Here is a 20,162-nt window from a genome sequence, read left to right on the forward strand (position 1 = left end):
CGTGGGAATTACATATGAAAAAGATTCTTATACCTATATTTTCTTTATTTCTTTTTGGTTGCGGTGAGGATACCTTACCAAAACCGAGCGCTTATTTACGTTTAGAATATCCTACACCTAATTACAAACGAGTAGATATCCCAGTCCCATTTTCTTTCGAGAAAAATGTATTAGCTAAACCAATATCAAAAATTAAACAATCGGACAATGGTAATTCCATAAGCGTAGATGTCGAATATCCATCGCTTAAAGGAACTGTTTATTTAACCTATAAAAAAGTTAAGGAGAATAACTTAAAAGATTTATTGAGAGACGCACAGAATTTAACGCAAAAGCATACCCAAAAAGCTGATGAAATTATAAGTAACGAATTTATAAATGAAAATAAAGACGTTTACGGCATGTTTTACGAAGTCGGTGGCAATGCGGCGTCTCAGTCCCAGTTTTATGCAACAGACAGCATTAATCACTTTCTAAGTGGCTCTTTGTACTTCTATGCAAAACCAAATTACGACTCTATCTATCCTGCGGCAATTTATCTAAAAAATGATATTAAACGTGTTATGGAGAGTTTAGAGTGGAAAGATTAAATTAAACTTTAAAACACGTTATAAAAGAAAAGCGCAACTTAAACGTTGCGCTTTTTTTTATGATTGAGTAAGCTTAAAATTCTAGAAAGAATATCTTAAGCCTACTTGCATCTGCCATCTAGAAGAAACCAAACCTCTATCATCTATGATGTTATCCGTTTCAGCGTTTCTAGGGTTATAACTAAATGTTGGTGTTGTTCCATCAGGAGCAAAACCTTCAAAATCCAATAATTGTACTTGGTTAAAGTTTGTGAATGTTCTTACACCCCATTCTTTGTTTAGTAAATTAGTGAAGTTAAAGATATCAGCTGTTAATTCTAATTTATGAATTTTGTCTCCAAATTTTAATCCAAACTCTTGAGCAAACTTTAAGTCAACAATATGACTCCAATTAGAACGGTCAGCATTACGCTCTGCGAATTGACCTCTTCTTCCTCTTAAATAATCGTTACCTTCAATGTACGCGTCCAATAGTGTCCATTGCTCAGATGCAGATAAATCGCTAGTATCTACTAAATTGGCTTCAGACTCATTAGCTGGAACATAAATTAAAGCTGAGTCAGAACCAGTATCAGCTAATAAACCAGTACCATCGACTACATAACTGAATGGAGCGCCCTCTGCACCTTCATAAAATAGTCCAATGCGAGTTTTAATAGTCTCTGACCACTTAAATTCGAATGTTGAATTAGCAACAACTCTGTGTCCAGCAGCAAAATCTGAAATTGATAAATCTGGTCTGTTAGAACCATTAACTGTTTCTAAATTACGCCACTGAGAACTGTTTTGAGAACTTGTTCCATCTAATATGCCATCTGCTTCACCATAAGAATACGTTGCAGACGTTCTAACGTCTAATCTATCTGTGATAAAGTTTTTAGACAAAGTACCACTAATATTATAAGAGCTTCCTTCACCAGTATTAGATGCTAAATAAATATCACTATACGTGTTATCTACTTTCTGGAAACCATAGTTAGGTCTAGAACCTGCTCCTGTTGTAAAGAATTGAGGTCCTGCAATATTGATGTTTTCATAAATTACTGCTGTGATGTTATCATTCCAAATGAAATCAGCAGAGAATGTAATTCCCCAAGGTAATTTTTGATCTATAGCGATATTAGTTTTAAATACTTGAGGTAATCTAAAGTCTGGTGCAAATAAATCTATTTGTCCTCCGACCGAACCTGAACCTTGTGGTGGGTCTTGGAATTGTGTATTTGGGTTAGGATTAAATGCAGGAACGTTAGAACCTGTTAATTGAATAAATCCTGTAGTAACACCATTGTTTCCGTATGTACCACCTGGCCATACTAGCGGAACTCTAGAAGTAAAAATACCTAAACCACCACGAATTTGTGTTTTATTTTCTCCTTTAACATCCCAGTTAAAACCAAGTCTTGGAGATACATGTACGTTAGGATTAACACCTTTACCAACTCTTGCGCCTTGTAAGTCTTTACCAGCCGCCTCTAATAAAGCTACCGTTCTGGTATTAAAGTCTTCGTTTACGGTGCCATCTGCCCAGAAAGGAACATCGAATCTAAGACCTGCTGTTATTCTAAAATTATCGTTTACGTTAACTTCGTCTTGAACATAAAATGCTGTTTGAAAGAAGTCAAATTCTGGTGCTCCTTCAGAAGCATCTCCACTACCACCAATTAAAGAGTAACCATGACGGTATCTGTTTGGTAATTCTCCATCTAAGAAATCTTGAAGACTTGAAAAACGGTAATCACCAAAGTTTTGTCTGAAGAAAACATTTTTCATGTTAGAAAACTCATTGTTAGTACCAATAGTAATGGTATGTCTTCCAGAGTATATGTTAAAGTTGTCTGTCAACGTTAAAACACGTTGCTCCAATAAGTTTGCAGTAGAGAAAGCCTCAGAACCAAAATTAATGTTTCCAGCACCATCTCTAATATTTACTCTAGGGAAAGGATTCCCTAACGGATCTCTATCATCGTTAACAGTAGTATAACCAATTACTAAATTGTTAGAAAATTTATTACCAATTCTAGAGTTTAATTCTAAAGCAGTAGAGTTTGTAATAGACTCAAATCCTAAACCTCCATTAAAGAAATTAATACTTCCTTGGTTTGATGAACCAGCGCTAGTTTGAAGTGCTTTAACGTAACTATGTTTTAACGATAATGCGTTATTATCATTAATATTCCAATCTATCTTTACATTAAATTTATCTGAAACTAATGAAGAAACACTGTCCTCAAAACCTCCTGGATTATATCCAAAATTTGATTGTAAGAAGTTGGCTAAGTTTGTGATATCTGCTAAAGAAGAGTTTCCTCTATAAGTCCCAAAGTCAAATGGTGCTGGCGTCTCTCTATCTTCTCTTTCATAATTCAAGAAGAAGAATAATTTATCCTTAATGATTGGACCGCCAATTCTTGCACCATAGATGTTTGCTGAAAATTCTGCCAATTTTTCTCTTTCGCCATTACCAACTAAATCTACTGGCGTTTTCCCCGCTAAATCTTGATTTCTTAAAAATGAATATGCAGAACCTTCCCAAGTATTTGTTCCAGATTTTGTAATTGCATTAATACTACCACCTGCGAAACCAGATTGCTTTACATCAAATGGCGCTACGTTAATCTGAAAAGACTCAATAGCATCTAACGAAATTGGACTCACTCCTGTCTGTCCACCATTTGTACCATTACCTGCTAAACCAAAGACATCGTTATTTACAGCACCATCAATAAAAATAGTATTAAATCTATTATTCTGGCCAGCAATAGATATAACGTCGTCACCTGTTACCTTAGCTTGTGGTGTTAATCTTGCAAAATCCGCAATATTTCGAGAAATTGTAGGTAACGTATTTACCTGTCTTCTAGAAATTTTAGTATCTGCCCCTGTTTTACCAGAATCGAAAACACCATCTGTACCGGCTACAATAACCACTTCGTCAAGGACACTAGCATCCTCAGAAAGTTTAGTACTTACTCTTTTAGATTCTCCCAATGCTAAAAACACGTTGTTTTCAACATAATCTTTGAATCCCACATAAGTAATTGTCACTGTGTATGGACCACCTGTTCTCATATTAGAGATACGATAGTATCCATCAAAATCTGTGGCAACACCATACTTAGTTCCCGAAGGAGTGTGAACAGCTAAAACAGTAGCTCCTGGTAATGGATCTCCGTTTACATCTGTTACCTGTCCGTTAAGCGAAGCTGTTGTAACACCTTGCGCAAAAGACATTGTTGCAAATAAAAATGCAACGGTCATTACTAAAAATTGTGTAATTTTTTTCATTGTTAAAGTTGAGTTTGTTTTGAACAGTGCAAAAATACGATATAAAACACTTAAAGTATTAACTCAACGTTAAGAAATATTAACAGAATTAGTTGGTAAGAATTTTGATGATTTTTAACAAAAAAATCGAAAAATTATCAGTTAACAAACTATAAAAATTAACTCTTTTTATAAAATTGAAGCATATTTTGAGTTGAACTGTCGTGCGAAGCATTAAAATCTGAAGATTCTAACTCCTCTAAAATTGTTTTGGCCAATTTTTTACCCAATTCTACGCCAAATTGATCATAACTATATATATTCCAAATAATACCTTGAACAAAAATTTTATGCTCGTACATAGCAATGAGTTTCCCTAAACTTTCAGGTGTAAGTTGTTGAATTAAAATCGATGTAGTTGGTTTGTTACCTTCGAATATTTTAAACGGTAAGAGCATTTCTTTTTCTTCAAGTGATAGGCTAGTTGTTGATAACTCTTCTAAAACCTCTTCTTTAGTTTTACCATTCATTAAGGCTTCTGTCTGGGCAAAGTAATTGGATATTAATTTATCATGATGACTTTTATTACCATGAAGCGATTTTACAAAACCTATAAAATCCGCTGGTATTAGCTTTGTTCCTTGGTGAATTAATTGAAAAAAGGCATGTTGCGAATTAGTACCAGGTTCTCCCCAAATTAATGTTCCGGTTTGGTAGTTAACTGGATTTCCATCTCTATCAACACTCTTACCGTTACTCTCCATAATACCTTGTTGCAAATAAGTAGCAAATTGGTTGAGGTATTGTGTGTAAGGAATTACAGCTTCGCTTTCTGCATTAAAAAAGTTGTTGTACCAAATGGTTAATAAAGCTAAAACTACAGGTATATTTTTATCAAAATCTGACGTTCTAAAATGCTCATCCATTTTATGAGCACCAGATAATAGACTTTCAAAATTATCATAGCCTAAAGCTAAACTAATGGATAAACCTACAGCACTCCATAGCGAAAAGCGTCCACCGACCCAATCTTTCATTGGGAAAATATTCACTTCGTCAATTCCAAAATCTTTTACGGCACTTACGTTAGTAGAAACTGCCACAAAATGGTTCGCAACTGCCTCGTTAGGCATACTTTGTAAAAACCAATCTCTAATAGAATTGGCATTAGACAATGTTTCTTGAGTCGTAAAGGTCTTTGATACAATTACAAAAAGTGTTGTCTCTGGATTAAGATGTTTTACAATTTCTTGATAATGATCACCATCTACATTACTTACAAAATACGTATTGAGATGATTTTTATAAAACTGAAGTGAATCTACTACCATTGCAGGACCCAAGTCACTTCCGCCTATTCCAATATTTACAATATCGGTAATTGGTTTTTCTGTAAATCCTTTGTGGCTGCCACTAGTTACTGCATTGGTAAAGTCTTTTATCTTGTTCTTTACGTCATAGACACCAGGAATTACATTTTCGCCATTTACAAAAACCTCAGTAGACTTTGGCGCTCTTAATGCGGTGTGAAGCACTGCTCTACCTTCGGTTTGGTTGATAATATCGCCTTCAAAATATTTTGAAATAGCATCTTTAAGATTCACTTCATTTGCTAATTCTACCAACAGAGACAATGTTTTTGATGTCATCCTATTTTTTGAAAAATCAGCATAAAAGTCATCCCAAATAATAGTCAACTCTTCGGCGCGTTTTGGATTTGATTTAAACAACTCCTTAAGATGAATATCTTTTATTTCTGAAAAATGAGATAAGAGTTTAGGCCACGTCTTTGTGGTCGTTGGATTAGTTGATTGTAATGCCATAATTATTGTATCTCTGAGAGGGTTTCCTCTGTTTCTGGCTGAAGTGAATCTTCGACCAAGATTATATTATCTAATTGTTTTTTAATCGGGGCGATGTGGTCTAAAAATTTAGCTTTAAGGCTATCTGAAATTGGTTTGGCCTCAGGTAGTTTTTCTTTAAAAGGATCGACTTGTTTTCCGTTTTTCCAAAAACGATAGCAAACATGGTTCCCAGCGGAACTTCCTGTATTACCAACATAGCCAATAACGTCTCCCTGCTTTACAAATTCGCCCACTTTAGCTTTTCGGCGAGACATATGTAAATACTGTGTTTCGTAAGTGGAATTATGTCTAATTTTAACATATTTACCATTTCCTCTAGTGTAAGACGATTTAGTAACTGTGCCGCTCGCTGTGGCTAAAATTGGGGTACCATTTGGTGCAGCAAAATCTGTCCCACGATGCGCTTTTACACGATATCCGTAATGGGCAATTCGTCTTCTTAGATTATAACGCGATGATACGCGTCCAAATCGTAGTGGTGATTTTAAAAAGGCACGTCTTAGGTTTTTTGCATCTTCGTTAAAATAATCTATGATGCCTTTTACGCTATCCGTCTCGAACTCAAAGGCGTAAAAGGGTTTTTTATTATGTTCGAAATATGCTGCTTTAACACGGTCTACTCCTGCATAAATGCTGTCATCGATATACTTATCTGTATAAATAACCTTAAAACGGTCACCTGGTTGTAAGCGGTTAAAATCTATGGTCCACGCGTAGATTTCGTTTGCCATTTTATTGGCTAAACGCTGACTAAGTCCTTTTTTATCTAACACTATGGAAATACCACTTCCTGGTGTTATTACACCAGACGCTTCCTTTTCGACATATTTTATTGGTTTTCTGCCCATGTAGGTCTGTATAGAATCTTGAAAATCTATAACAACGTACTCTTCTTTATTAGGCTGGTAAATAAAGCTTTTTGGCGTTTCTAAGCTGTCTTTTGAGCAAAGAAGCGTGTAAGGCTTACCAAACCTTAGTGTCCTAATATCAAAAGTGTCTTTTACCTTTTCGGCAATTTGAAAAATTTTAGGGTATCCGATATTGTTTCTTTCTAAGATTTCTCCGAAGCTCTCGCCTCTTCGTATGGTATCTCTTTTAACTATAAAGTTATCTAGGTTAAAGCCAAACTCGTATCGTTCTTCAACTTCTTCGACAACGGCCAAATCTTCTACTAGCTCTTCTTTTTTCTCTTCTTTACAATTTAAAAAGGTTGCAGAAATTACCGCTAACCATACTAATCGTTTCAAATGCATTAATCGTTCTCTATTTATAAGTTTGTTCCCCAATTGTCTAATTCTTCTTTACTCCATAAATCTGGAAAGAAAATACGTCTCTGATACTTTGGGTGCATATATTTCTTCCAATCGCTACCTCCAGTCGCTTCGCCATCACCAATACCACTATCGATGTAATGCTTTGCCGCATTATAGTGTGCCATTACCCAAGTTACATTTACCGTGTAATCGTAGTGCCGCATAGCTTTGACTAAATCTTTATCCGCTTGATCTTCTTTTGGTAATTCTTTATAGCGCGTCCAGAGATTCTTTGTGTTATATGTTTCCATAAATCTTAAGAACTCGTCTTTGTAGCGTGCTTCAAAGTTTTTTAAAAGAGTAGATTTTTTTCCTGTCTTGTGGTCTTTACCAGCCGCTTGCCAGTACAAATGCTCAAAGGCGTGTGTGTAAGGTGTTTTTCTATCAATATCTTTTCTAAAGCGATAGTCTATAAGATTTATTAGCTCTGTAGATGCAAACTCTATAAGTCTATATTGTGCACTTTGAAAACCACTAGCTGGCGTCAAGGTATATCTAAATTTCATGTATTGCTCTACCTCCATACCTTCTCTCATAATATTAAAAGAAGTCGTGAGCATGTCGAAATACCTTGAAATACGCATGATTTTACTTTCGAAAAACACAACGTCTAGCTTTTCTTTTTCGGCTACCTGTGATATTTCCCAAAGTATCATTTTAAAAATCAACTCATTAATTTGATGGTAGGCAATAAAGACCATTTCATCTGGAAGCGTCGTTCTTTGGGTTTGAAGCGATAATAAAGCATCGGTTTGAATATAATCCCAGTAGGTAATTGGTTTGCTGTATAATAATCCTAAAAGATGGTCGTCCGTATCTTGATCTATACTATCGTATTTCTCTTGAAGTGCTTTTATAATATGTGAATAATCTGGTTGGTCTGGCATAGTTATTAATCATCAAATTGAACGACAAAGGAGTGCTTAAGACCTTTATATTGGTCTAAATCTGCACGAAGCGAACCTACTGCTAAATCGGCCTGAATTTTTAAAGGAATCTTATTTTTATCTGCACTTACCCAAAGCGTTAAACTTTCTTCTTCTTTAAAGACACGACCTGCCATTACATAGGGCCTAAATTTTAATGTTTTAACTTTTACCTTATTTCCATTAACTTTTAGCTTAAGAGTTTCACGACCTAAAAACTTAAGCTTAAAAGGATAGTTTTCTTCATCAAAAAACATGCTTAATTGTACAACATCGCCAACCTTAATTTTATCTGTATCGTAGTTGTTTCTTAGATAATAAAAAGCAGAAACCATATCTTGTACATTAACATCGATATCAATTTCCTTAACAGTTTTATACTTTTTATTGTTTACTGTTGCTTTTTTCTTATTGTGGTCAAATTCTATTTCGATATCTTTAGTATGTCCACCTTCATCAATTTTTCGAATAAATCTGTATGGCAGGCCTGTTTTTGCATCAAAATAACTTTCGTAACGGTCTTTTACCTTAAAAAACCATTTAATAGGTCCCGTTGTAGCACCTTTACCTACTACGTGGTACACCTCTTTACCGTTATATTTTTTTTGTTTAACATTAAGAGTAGCCTCACCAGCTTTTAGCCAACCACTGTAGCTCATACGAAATTTAAACCATTCTCCGTCCGTAAACGCAGATTGTTGTTGTGCTGAACCTAATTGAAAGATTACTAATGTTAGAAAAAATAGTAAATGCTTTTTCATATCGTATCCGTAATGCAAATGTAACTTTTATATCAACATTTTATTGTTATATCGGTTAGAATTACAATTACTATTCCAAAAATATTAAAAGAAAAAACACCATCGATTTTTGATGGTGTTTTTAACGTAATAACAACATTAACAACTATAATGTACCTCGTTTGGCTTGTTCTCTTTCGATAGATTCGAAAAGTGCTTTAAAATTACCTGCACCAAAGCCTTTTGCCCCCATTCTTTGAATTATCTCAAAAAAGAGGGTTGGCCTATCTTCCACTGGCTTTGTAAAAATCTGCAAAAGATATCCTTCTTCGTCTGCATCAATCATAATACCTAACGCTTTTAGCTTTTCGATATCTTCTCTAAGCTCATGGCTAAATTCTTCTAAACGACCTGGTACAGCTTTGTAATATTCTTCTGGTGGTGTAGACAAAAACTCTACGCCATTTCTACGAAGTTGAGTTACTGTTTTGATGATATCGTCTGTTGCAACGGCGATGTGTTGTACGCCCGCACCTTCATAAAAATCTAAGTACTCTTCGATTTGAGAGCGTTTTTTTCCTTCAGCTGGTTCATTTATAGGAAATTTTATTCGTCCATTTCCATTAGACATAACTTTACTCATTAGAGCAGAATACTCCGTATGTATTTGTTTATCATCAAATGATAAAAAATTCTCAAAGCCCATTACATCTTCGTACCATTTTACCCAAACATTCATCTGGTTCCAACCTACATTTCCAACCATATGGTCTATATATTTAAGCCCAGCAGCAGGAGGATTATAGTCTGACTCCCATTTTACGAATCCTGGTAAAAATGCACCGTTGTAGTTTTTACGCTCTACAAACATATGCACTGTTTCACCATAGGTATAAATACCTGCTCTAACAACCTCGCCATATTCGTCTTTCTCTACTATGGGCTCCATATAGGATTTTGCACCTCTAGAGGTTGTTTCCTTATATGCTTGCCTAGCGTCGTCTACCCATAGTGCAATGATTTTAACGCCATCGCCGTGCTTTACAATATGGTCGTTAATTGGTGACTTACTACTTAATGGTGTAGTAAGCATCAACTTAATTTTATCTTGAGTTAGTACGTAACTCACAGAGTCTTTTGCACCAGTTTCTAAGCCGCGATAAGCATGAGATTGAAAACCAAAAGCCGTTTTATAAAAATGTGCAGCTTGCTTGGCATTACCAACATAAAATTCTACATAGTCTGTTCCTAAAAGTGGCAAAAAGTCTTTAGCCCCTTTGAATATCTTTTCGAGTCCGTAATTGACGGATTTTATTTCTTTACTCATGATAAGTAGTTGTTTTAAATGAGTTATCTTCTATTTCTATTCTAACCAAGATTTATAATAATCTTCATCAGCAATTTTAAGTGCCTCTTCGGTTACTTTTAAAGGCTTAAATGTGTCTACCATTACCGCTAATTCATCTGTTTTTACTTTTCCAATACTACGTTCCATAGCTCCTGGATGTGGCCCATGAGGAATTCCCGCAGGATGAAGTGAAATGTGCCCTGCAGCAATATCGTTTCTACTCATAAAATCACCATCTACGTAATACAACACCTCATCACTATCTATATTGCTATGATTATAAGGTGCAGGAACAGCTAAAGGGTGATAATCGTATAATCTTGGCACGAAACTGCACACCACAAAAGCATCAGTTTCAAAGGTTTGATGTACTGGTGGCGGTTGATGTACGCGACCTGTTATGGGTTCGAAATCATGAATAGAAAAAGCATACGGATAATTATACCCATCGTAGCCCACGACATCGAAAGGATGTGAAGCATAAACCATATCGAAAATTTCGTCTTGCTTTTTTACTTTTATCAAAAAATCTCCCGTTTCGTTATAAGTTTCTAATTCATGAGGTCTTCTAATATCGCGCTCGCAAAAAGGTGAATGCTCTAATAATTGTCCAAACCAATTTCGATAACGTTTTGGCGTATATATTGGGTGATAAGACTCTACAATAAATAGTCGATTATCTTCGGTGTCAAAATCTAGCTTATAGATGATTCCTCTCGGAACTAACAAATAATCCCCATATTTAAAATCGAGATTACCCAAATGCGTCCTCAGCTTTCCGCTTCCTTTATGAATAAAAATTAACTCATCTGCATCTGTGTTTTTATAAAAATAATCTTTGGTAGATGCCTTCGGAGCTGCTAAAATGATGTTACAATCGGAATTAGAAAGTACAATCTTTCGACTCTCTAAATAATCGTTCTCTGGTTTTACTTTAAAGCCATGAAAACGATAAGACTGCATGTTATTAGCCTTAGCAATTTTTGGTGCAACACTGTATTGGGCATTAATAGCCTTTACCTGAGTTGGTCTCTGTTCATGGTAGCTATTGGTAGACATGCCGTCGAAGCCAATGGTGCCAAAAAGCTGCTCGTAGTAAAAACTTCCATCAGGTTTTTTAAACTGTGTATGTCGTTTAGGAGGAATTTCTCCAAGTTTATGATAAAATGGCATTTTTATTTATGTTTAAGCGTGTATTCGTTGATTTGTTCAATTGACTTATGCCTCAAGAATCAACGAGTTATAAAGTTACAAAAAATGAATTGGCTTTTCGCTATTACGTTATGTTTGCTTACTCTTACTTAAAATGTAATCAATAGCGTTTTTCTGAAAGTTACTCAGGATTTCTCTTAATAAGATAGTGAAGTAGTATTTTATAATTCTTCCAAAAGGGTTTCATAACAATACAAATATCGTAAAATTTGAAAAGACTTAAAACCAAAAACCAATATTAAAAAACCAGTAGCTTTCTTTGAGTTCTGGAGAAATTGTATACTTTGCTTCTATAGGACCTAAGAATGTTTCTATTGAATATCCTAGAGCGAACCCTGTGTAATCTGGTTCTGTAAACCACTCGCCATCATCAAAAATATTATCGGCAATATTTGCAAAATTTCCAGAGAGTAAAATGTGATGCTTTTTAAAGATTTCGTAATCAAACGTAACATCTGCTTTTACAAAACTATTGCCTACAATAGACACATAGTCATAACCGTAAAACGACCCAAAATTATTGATGAAATTCTGACCATAGCCACCAAATGCAAAATCTAAAAAACTTGTAGAACGGTCGCCTAATTTAAAGCCGCCAGACGTACTAAGGTTAATTGACAAATCCCCAACAGGGCTAAATGCATAACCAATATCTGCTTTAGCTATAGAAAATGACTCGAAAGCATCATTAAATCCTCGAGAACCGATATACCAATGGGCTGTACCGTTAAGCAAAAATCCTGAGTTAGGGAAAAATCGATTATCATAGGTATCAATTTTTAGATTTCCAAAAAGGCTAAAATAATCTGTATTCTCAAATATGAAGTCGTCGTTGCTATTAGTGTTATTTAAAGTCTCTGTTGTAATCTTTAAGCGCTTATGCTCGAAACCGAGATTAAATTCGAATTCTTTAGCTAAAAGCGTTTGAAAGTAAAGCTGATTTGTTTGGTCCTGAAGCTCAACATCTACTTTGTTTAAATCAACCAACAATGGGTCGTCTGGTTGCAGTAGTAAATTAGCATTAACTAATCTGTCGAACTGGTTGTATCTGGATTTAAGACCTATACTAATATAAAAGCCTTTATCTATAAAATAATCGAAATCGTATCTAAGATTATCGCCTAAAATAATGTCTAACGACGCAAAATCGTTGTTAAATACTAATCGCTTTCGGGTTATATTTAGCAATGCAGCACTTTTATATAGTCCGTCGTAGTGTAAACCAAGCTTCACAAAAGTATTTGCCTTAGACTCGTTTATGTCTGCTTCAAAATTATAAACATCAGGACTTTTAGTCGGTGCGAGTTTATACCTTACTGCATCAAAATTATTGGTAGCTACTAAATTATTTATGCCCTCGTTTAGTTGCTCATAACTAATATTGTCATTACCTCTAAGCTTTAATTTCCCTAAAATATAAGACCGTGTATATCTCTTATTTCCCTTTAGTATAACATCTGCAATTTTAAGGCTATCTGCAATGCGGACATTATCCTTTATGTAAAAACTGGGTTGCGTCTTCTTTAAATTTACAAGTGCTGTTAACTCTTTTTTTGCAGCTGCTTCTCCTGCCTTAACTATATCTCGCCCTTCGCTAAACGAAATGACAGAAAAATTGGTGATGTCTGGCTTTATATAAATATCGGTTTGCTTACGCTTAACCTTCATGTCGTTTATAGTTCTAAAATTATTGATTTGCAGCAAAATCTCGGGAGCAGATTCTAACTCTTCCCTATCTTTTAATCCATCTTGTACATCTACCCCAATAATAACATCAACACCTTTTGCTCGGAGCTCGTTAATAGGATAATTATTAGTTACACCACCATCGACATAAATTTTATCTTTGATTTTTACAGGCTGAAATAATGAAGGAAAAGCACCGCTGGCCGTTACGGCTTCTGCCAAATTTCCTTTATCCATTAATATAGGTTCTCCTGTTTCGATATTTGTGGCTATACAGAAAAACGGCGTTGGTAATTTTGAAAAATCTGAAACTTCATTTACCGGAAGCAGCAACTTGTATAATAGATTATACACATTTTGCCCACGCGATAGACCTGAAGGTAATTTTAATTTAAAACCGTCTATTGGTAAATTTATAGCATAGCGCTCCGAATTATTTCGCTCGATAAGTGACTTAGATTTTCTTTGGAACTTATCGTTTATTAAAACATCAAAATCTATGGTTCTAAATATAGAGTCTAATTGTTTACCGGAATACCCAGAAGCGTATAGAGAACCTATTATGGCACCCATACTAGTTCCAGCAATGTAATCGACTTTTATGCCTAAACTATCGATAACTTTTAACACACCAATATGTGCAAAGCCTTTAGCACCACCACCGCTAAGAACCAATCCAACTTTTGTAGAATCAGAAGCTTGAGCCGAAAGGTTATGGCTAAAGCATATGGTTGCTAAAAAAATGATGATATATGTTAATTTAAATTTCAAATTAATCGTTATGATAGTAGTTATACACTTTGTTTGCTCTTGACGCTCCAACTACAGCTTCTAATTCGTCTAACTTCGCATTTGCAATACGTTTAACGGTTTTAAAACGCTTCATTAAATCTATAATTGTTTGCTCGCCTACACCAGGAATATTTTCTAATTCGGTTTTTAAAGCGCCTTTGCTTCGTCTATTTCTATGATGCTCAATACCAAAACGGTGCGCTTCATTTCGGAGTTGCTGAATAATCTTAAGTGTTTCGCTTTTTTTATCTAAATATAAAGGAATTGGGTCATCTGGGTAAAATAATTCTTCTAAACGCTTTGCAATACCGATAATCGCAATTTTTCCGCGCAAGCCTAAACTATCTAAACTTTTAAGTGCCGAAGACAGCTGACCTTTTCCTCCATCGATAATAATAAGCTGTGGTAACGGTTGGTCTTCTTCTAAAAGGCGTTTGTAACGTCTAAAAACCACCTCTTCCATAGAGGCAAAATCATCAGGACCTTCTACAGTTTTAATATTAAAATGACGATAATCTTTCTTACTAGGCTTTCCGTTCTTAAATACCACGCACGCCGCAACAGGATTAGTACCTTGAATGTTAGAGTTATCAAAACACTCGATGTGCCTTGGTTCTTCGGACAAACGCAAATCGGCCTTCATCTGTGCCATAATACGATTGGTGTGTCTGTCTGGGTCGGTAATTTTTATTTGTTTTAACTTGTCTAATCGATAGTACTTTGCATTTCTTTCGGATAAGTCTAAAATGCTTTTTTTATCACCAAGTTTTGGTACAGTAACCTTTACCTCATCTCCTAAATCTATTTTAAAAGGCACATAGATTTCTTTGGATTTTGAATGAAAACGTTGACGAATTTCTGTCACTGCCAACTCTAACAGGTCCTTATCACTTTCTTGTAGTTTCTTTTTTATTTCTAGTGTATGCGAGCGTATGATTGAGCCATAGGACAATTGCAAAAAGTTAATATAGGCGTAGCTTTCGTCACTAATAATTGAAAACACATCGACATTGCTAATTTTTGGATTAACAACCGTAGATTTAGACTGATAATTTTCTAATATGTCCAGCTTTTCTTTTACTTTCTGTGCTTCTTCAAATTGCATGTTTTCTGCTAAAGCCTTCATTTGCTTTCTAAACTGCTGTAAAGAATCCTTAAAATTTCCCTTTAGAATCTCTCTAATCGCTTTAATATTGCTGTGGTATTCTTCTTCGGTTTCTAGTCCTTCGCAAGCACCTTTGCAATTTCCTAAATGATACTCTAAACAAACCTTGTACTTGCCTGATTCTACTTTTTCTTCAGATAAATGGTAATTACACGTTCGTAATTGATAAAGACCTTTAATAAGCCCTAACAGCGTCTTAACTGTTTTCATACTAGTATATGGCCCAAAATATTCAGACCCATCTTTTATAACACGACGTGTAGGAAAGATTCTAGGAAAACGTTCGTTTTTTACACAAATCCAAGGGTACGATTTATCGTCTTTTAATAGTACGTTATAGCGTGGTTTGTATTTTTTTATAAGATTGTTCTCGAGCAACAAGGCATCACTTTCGGTCTCTACAACAATATGCTTAATCTTAGCAATTTTTTTTACGAGAACTCTAGTTTTTCCGTAGTCGTGGTTTTTAGTAAAATAAGAACTCACGCGTTTTTTTATATCCTTTGCCTTACCAACGTAGATTAAGTTGTCCTCAGCATCGTAATACTGATATACACCAGGCTGATGCGGCAAGGTTTTTATTTGGATATCAAGTGCGGTTTCGGACATACATCCAAAGGTAATAAATTGGTTGTATTTGATGTTTTTTCAACGGGTTTTATTACTACTTTCGCCGCACAAATTTTGAAACTTACTAAATGGCAAAACAACTGTTGGGACGTGTTGATAAAATTGACTTTCCAAAACTGAATTTATACCATATCGATGTAAAAATTGATACCGGTGCTTATACCTCAGCTATACATTGTTCTCATATAAAAGAAATCGACGGAAAACTACATTGTATTTTTGAACATGAAGGACATCCGAATTTTAAAACCGAAGAAATTATATTCGATAATTATACCTATACTGATGTAAAAAGCAGCAATGGTGTTAAAGAAAATAGATTCAAAATTAAAACAGATGTTATTTTCTTTGGAAAAACTTATAAAATCAACTTAACTTTAAGCACTAGAGACGACATGAAGTTTCCTGTTTTAATAGGACGTCAATTTTTGAAGAAAAAATTTATTGTTGATGTCGACTTAGAAAATCAATCCTTTAATGCTTCACAGCAATGAACATAGTTATCTTATCGCGTAATCCTCATCTCTATTCAACAAAACGATTAATAGAAGAAGGCGAAAAAAGAGGTCATGAGGTAGAAATTATAGACCCACTAAAATGCGATATAATTATAGAACAAGAAAAACCAACCATATTTTATAGGGATCGCTATCTCGATTACGTAGATGCCATTATTCCTAGGATTGGAGCTTCGGTTACTTTTTTTGGATGTGCTGTTGTGCGACAATTCGAAATGATGAATGTTTTTACAACGGTATCCTCTGACGCTATTTTACGCTCTAGAGACAAACTACGAAGCTTTCAGAGGCTTTCTAAAGCAGGTATTGGCATGCCCAAAACGGTATTTACCAACTATTCTAGAGATGTTGAAGAGGTTTTAGAACATGTAGGTGGCCCACCAGTAATAATAAAACTCCTTGAAGGCACACAAGGTCTTGGTGTTGTACTAGCAGAATCTAAGAATGCTGCCAAGTCTGTACTAGAAGCATTTAATGGATTGCAAGCCAGAGCTTTAGTACAAGAATATATTAAAGAAGCAAAAGGTGCAGACCTTAGAGCACTAATCGTAGATGGACAAGTTGTTGGGGCTATGAAGCGCCAAGGTGGCGAAGGTGAATTTCGTTCTAACTTACATAGAGGCGGAAGCGCAAATTTAATTAGGCTTAGCGAGGACGAACTAAAGTTAGCCATTAAAGCAGCAAGAGCATTAAAGCTACCTGTTTGCGGTGTAGACATGTTACAATCTTCTCGTGGCCCATTGATTATGGAGGTAAATTCTACACCTGGACTCGAAGGTATAGAAGGTGCAACTAAAAAAAATATCGCACGGGCAATTATTACGTTTATAGAACGTAATAGAAAATAAAAGACAACTATTAAAAGATTCCCGTTTTCACGGAAGATGACTATGAGTGAACAAGAAGTCTTAGATATTTTAGGTAAAAAAGTAGCATTAGGCCAAAGTGCAACAGTAAGTTTTAATGTTGCTAAACTTCATACCCAAAACACTATAGATGTTCCTATAATTATCGAGCGTTCTAAAAAACCGGGACCAACAGTTTTAATTACTGCTGGTATTCATGGTGATGAGGTTAACGGTGTAGAAATTGTAAGACAGATTATTTCTAAAGGCATTAATAAGCCAAAGAAAGGAACTATAATTTGTGTCCCTGTAATCAACGCATTTGGCTTTATACACATGGATCGTCTATTCCCAGACGGAAGAGACCTTAACCGTGTATTTCCTGGTAGTAAAAAGGGTTCTTTGGCAAGTCGGGTGGCCCATAAGTTAATGACCGAAATAGTGCCGCATGCCGATTTAATTTTGGATTTCCACACAGGAGGATCAGACCGTTTTAACTCTGCTCATATACGCATTGTAAAAGGCGAATTGGTCTTAGACGAATTAGCTCAAGTCTTCGGTGCGCCGTTTATTTTTTATTCGAAAAATTTGAATAAATCCTTCAGAAATTCATGTTATAAATTGGGAATTCCTATGCTACTTTTTGAAGGTGGCAAATCTTTCCATATAGATAACACCATTACCAATACAGGCGTTAACGGTGTTAAACGTGTTTTGCATCATTTAGAAATGCTAAATCGAAAATTTAAAGTCTCGCGCCCAAAAAAAGACGTCATAAAAATTGATGAAAGTAAATGGGTACGCGCCAAATACTCTGGTATGTTTAGACCAACGATTAGCGTTAATACCAAAGTAGAAAAGGGCGATGTAATAGGTAATATCACTGATCCTTACGGAAGTTTTAATCATTTTGTCAAAGCACCAAACAGCGGCTATGTTTTTAATGTTAATGAATCGCCGATAATTTATCAGGGCGATGCCATTTTTCATATCTCGACAAAGCTTGTAAACGAATGACCAAACAAGACTTACGAAAAAAATACAAGGCACTACGACAAGGGCTTAGCCATGACGAGATTGAAGATAAAAGTCTAGCCATAGCCAATCAATTACTACAACTTAATATTTGGGATTTAGATTTCTATCACATCTTTTTGAGTATAGAAGAACAAAAGGAAATTAACACAGAATATATCTTAAATATCCTTGCCGGAAAAGATAAAAACATTGTGGTATCTAAAAGCAATTTTGAAGATTATAGTATGTCTCACTTTTTGCTTACTGATAATACCAAACTAAAGAAGAACGACTACAACATCCCTGAACCCGTTAACGGTATTCCTATTCAACCAGAACAAATAGATGTAGTTTTTGTTCCGCTTTTAAGCTTTGACATAAAAGGAAATCGCATTGGTTATGGTAAAGGATTCTATGACCGATTTCTTTCTGAGTGTAAACCTGAAACTCTTAAAATTGGACTCTCTTTTTTTGAAGCTGAAACTGAAGAGTTTGAAGTTTTAGAAAATGATATAAAGCTGGATTATTGTGTAAGTCCCGAGAAAACTTATCGTTTCATCTAAGCGTTATCTTGTTTATCTAAACGCCTTTCTATTAAACACAATCAACATACCAATTCCCGTGCTTATTGCCACATCCGCCACATTAAAAACAGGGTCGAAAAAAGAGATATATTTTCCGCCAATAAAAGGTAACCAATCTGGTAAAACACCAGAAAATAGCGGGAAATGTAGCATATCTACGACCTTTCCGTAAAAGATATTTGCATAGCCACCACCTTCTGGTAAAAATGTAGCTACTTGTCCGTAACTATCATTAAATAAAACACCATAGAAGACAGAGTCAATAATATTTCCTAAGGCACCTGCAAAAATTAGAGAAATGGCAAAAACTAGCGTTGTACTTTTTTGTTTTTTAATAACATCTCTAAGCCAAAACCCAATGGCTGTAACAGCCATAATTCTAAAAAGTGTAAGTATTAACTTGGCAGATTGGTCACTTATAAAAGAAAAAATATCACTAAGCTTTGTGCCCCAGGCCATACCATCATTTTCTACAAACAAGATTTTAAACCAGGAAAATACCTCTACCTCTTCTTGAAGATAAAAATTTGTCTTTATATAGATTTTGCTCACCTGATCTATGAGCAAGATGATACTGATGAGAATTAAAGATTTTTTAAAGGACATCATCTAGTTTTCGCGCTTCTTTACTGTAATATCACCGCTAATAGTTGTTAATCGCCATAAATTAAGCCCTAACATATCACTAGGGAAATCGACCAGCCCACTTTTAGAGTCCGTAGAAATAATAGCATCTTTAGTAATTACAAAAATTGGCTCATCGGTTGTTTTTATTGTAGCTAATCTTGCCATACCATCAACTGTACAGCTGCCTTGAGCCAAATTAATTTTAAGCTCATTGTATAGTCCTTTTATAGTTGCCGAGCCTACGTCGCTTTTTATTGCCAAACTAAGATTCTCTGGCATAGTTATCTGAAGTTCTGCCGCAATAACCTTATGCGCATTTCGTTTATCATCTGGGGTTTCGTAAGGTACGGTGCGACTTAAAGCCACTTGTAATTGTTTCCCTTTTACTTCTGAAACAACTTGAAATTGATTGCCATATTCGCCGTCCGATATCGATTTTAGAACTATTTGGCTGCTTTTCGAAGTTGTGACTGAAATATTAAATATCTGATAACCATTGACTTTAACTTCTAAAATTCCATCCGATGAAAATGTTTGCATGGCTGTATTTTGACCTAAACAAACAAAAGTAAGTCCTAAAAAAAAGATTATTAAAAAAGTCCTGAAATAGATATTCCAAGACTTTATATTGTAAGTTGTATTCAAAATACTATATTATTTCTGCATGTTCTTTGCTTCGATACTTAACGTCGCATGCGGAACTAATTTTAAACGCTCTTTATTAATCAGTTTTCCTGTAACCCTACAAACACCATAGGATTTATTCTCAATACGAATTAACGCATTTTTTAGATCACGTATAAATTTCTCTTGTCGAATGGCTAAAGCAGAATTAGCTTCTTTACTCATGGTCTCACTACCTTCTTCGAAAGCCTTAAAGGTCGGCGATGTATCGTCCGTACCATTATTATGGTCGTTCATATAAGCAGATTTGATTAATTCTAAATCGTGTACTGCTTTATCTATTTTTTCTTGGATAAGTACTCTAAACTCTTCTAAATCCTTATCTGAATATCTTACTTTAGTTTCCGAAGCCATAT

The 20,162-nt window shown here is 35.1% G+C and carries 17 protein-coding genes; 5 read left to right on the forward strand and 12 right to left on the reverse strand.

The window, feature by feature from the left end; all coding sequences use genetic code 11:
- Positions 1-14 precede the first annotated feature (14 nt).
- Complete coding sequence (gldD, locus tag DFQ05_RS06900; protein WP_132704663.1) at positions 15-590, forward strand: gliding motility lipoprotein GldD; 576 nt, start codon at positions 15-17, stop codon at positions 588-590.
- Positions 591-671: 81 nt separating this feature from the next.
- Here the strand turns inward: gldD and DFQ05_RS06905 are convergent, their stop codons facing one another.
- The 9 genes from DFQ05_RS06905 to uvrC form a co-directional block, all read right to left on the reverse strand.
- On the reverse strand, positions 672-3,875 hold the full coding sequence (locus DFQ05_RS06905) for a TonB-dependent receptor (RefSeq protein WP_132704664.1): 3,204 nt from the start codon (positions 3,873-3,875) through the stop codon (positions 672-674).
- A gap of 158 nt (positions 3,876-4,033) precedes the next feature.
- Positions 4,034-5,677, reverse strand: coding sequence for a glucose-6-phosphate isomerase (gene pgi, locus DFQ05_RS06910; protein ID WP_132704665.1), 1,644 nt, complete (start codon positions 5,675-5,677; stop codon positions 4,034-4,036).
- Between the two features lie 2 nt (positions 5,678-5,679).
- The gene (locus DFQ05_RS06915; protein WP_132704666.1) at positions 5,680-6,972 is read right to left on the reverse strand and encodes a peptidoglycan DD-metalloendopeptidase family protein; all 1,293 of its coding nucleotides are present in this window, start codon (positions 6,970-6,972) and stop codon (positions 5,680-5,682) included.
- Positions 6,973-6,986: 14 nt separating this feature from the next.
- The gene (locus tag DFQ05_RS06920; protein ID WP_132704667.1) at positions 6,987-7,919 is read right to left on the reverse strand and encodes a tryptophan 2,3-dioxygenase family protein; all 933 of its coding nucleotides are present in this window, start codon (positions 7,917-7,919) and stop codon (positions 6,987-6,989) included.
- Between the two features lie 5 nt (positions 7,920-7,924).
- Positions 7,925-8,719 (reverse strand): DUF3108 domain-containing protein, encoded by a 795-nt coding sequence (locus tag DFQ05_RS06925; protein WP_132704668.1) that lies wholly within the window; start codon positions 8,717-8,719, stop codon positions 7,925-7,927.
- Between the two features lie 145 nt (positions 8,720-8,864).
- Positions 8,865-10,025 (reverse strand): 4-hydroxyphenylpyruvate dioxygenase, encoded by a 1,161-nt coding sequence (gene hppD / locus DFQ05_RS06930; protein ID WP_132704669.1) that lies wholly within the window; start codon positions 10,023-10,025, stop codon positions 8,865-8,867.
- 36 nt (positions 10,026-10,061) lie between these two features.
- Positions 10,062-11,219, reverse strand: a complete 1,158-nt coding sequence (locus tag DFQ05_RS06935; RefSeq protein WP_132704670.1) for a homogentisate 1,2-dioxygenase — start codon at positions 11,217-11,219, stop codon at positions 10,062-10,064.
- Between the two features lie 258 nt (positions 11,220-11,477).
- The gene (locus tag DFQ05_RS06940) at positions 11,478-13,715 is read right to left on the reverse strand and encodes a patatin-like phospholipase family protein (protein WP_132704671.1); all 2,238 of its coding nucleotides are present in this window, start codon (positions 13,713-13,715) and stop codon (positions 11,478-11,480) included.
- Between the two features lies 1 nt (position 13,716).
- The gene (gene uvrC, locus DFQ05_RS06945; protein ID WP_132704672.1) at positions 13,717-15,510 is read right to left on the reverse strand and encodes an excinuclease ABC subunit UvrC; all 1,794 of its coding nucleotides are present in this window, start codon (positions 15,508-15,510) and stop codon (positions 13,717-13,719) included.
- Positions 15,511-15,599: 89 nt separating this feature from the next.
- Here uvrC and DFQ05_RS06950 point away from each other — a divergent pair, with 89 nt between their 5' ends.
- From DFQ05_RS06950 to DFQ05_RS06965, 4 genes are read left to right on the forward strand one after another with little or no spacing between them, the layout of a single operon-like run.
- On the forward strand, positions 15,600-16,025 hold the full coding sequence (locus DFQ05_RS06950) for an ATP-dependent zinc protease family protein (protein WP_132704673.1): 426 nt from the start codon (positions 15,600-15,602) through the stop codon (positions 16,023-16,025).
- Positions 16,022-16,897: a 30S ribosomal protein S6--L-glutamate ligase gene (gene rimK, locus DFQ05_RS06955; protein WP_132704674.1), complete on the forward strand. Its 876-nt coding sequence runs from the start codon at positions 16,022-16,024 to the stop codon at positions 16,895-16,897. The genes DFQ05_RS06950 and rimK overlap by 4 nt, the downstream gene beginning before the upstream one ends.
- Before the next feature lie 42 nt (positions 16,898-16,939).
- Positions 16,940-17,911, forward strand: a complete 972-nt coding sequence (locus DFQ05_RS06960) for a succinylglutamate desuccinylase/aspartoacylase family protein (RefSeq protein ID WP_132704675.1) — start codon at positions 16,940-16,942, stop codon at positions 17,909-17,911.
- Positions 17,908-18,474 carry a 5-formyltetrahydrofolate cyclo-ligase gene (locus tag DFQ05_RS06965; RefSeq protein WP_132704676.1) on the forward strand — a complete coding sequence of 189 codons (567 nt, stop codon included), beginning with the start codon at positions 17,908-17,910 and terminating at the stop codon, positions 18,472-18,474. Before DFQ05_RS06960 ends, DFQ05_RS06965 begins: the two co-directional genes overlap by 4 nt.
- 12 nt (positions 18,475-18,486) lie before the next feature.
- On the opposite strand, the gene DFQ05_RS06970 is transcribed toward DFQ05_RS06965, so the two are convergent.
- The 3 genes from DFQ05_RS06970 to DFQ05_RS06980 all read right to left on the reverse strand — a co-directional run bounded on the left by DFQ05_RS06970 (position 18,487) and on the right by DFQ05_RS06980 (position 20,160).
- Positions 18,487-19,101, reverse strand: a complete 615-nt coding sequence (locus DFQ05_RS06970) for a lipoprotein signal peptidase (RefSeq protein ID WP_132705101.1) — start codon at positions 19,099-19,101, stop codon at positions 18,487-18,489.
- A gap of 3 nt (positions 19,102-19,104) precedes the next feature.
- Positions 19,105-19,662, reverse strand: a complete 558-nt coding sequence (locus DFQ05_RS06975) for a hypothetical protein (RefSeq protein ID WP_132704677.1) — start codon at positions 19,660-19,662, stop codon at positions 19,105-19,107.
- A 114-nt stretch (positions 19,663-19,776) separates the two neighbouring features.
- A complete protein-coding gene (locus DFQ05_RS06980; protein WP_132704678.1) occupies positions 19,777-20,160 on the reverse strand; it encodes a TraR/DksA family transcriptional regulator in 384 nt (127 codons plus the stop codon).
- Positions 20,161-20,162: the final 2 nt, after the last annotated feature.

The organism is Winogradskyella wandonensis (genome assembly GCF_004346845.1).
GTDB lineage: Bacteria > Bacteroidota > Bacteroidia > Flavobacteriales > Flavobacteriaceae > Winogradskyella > Winogradskyella wandonensis.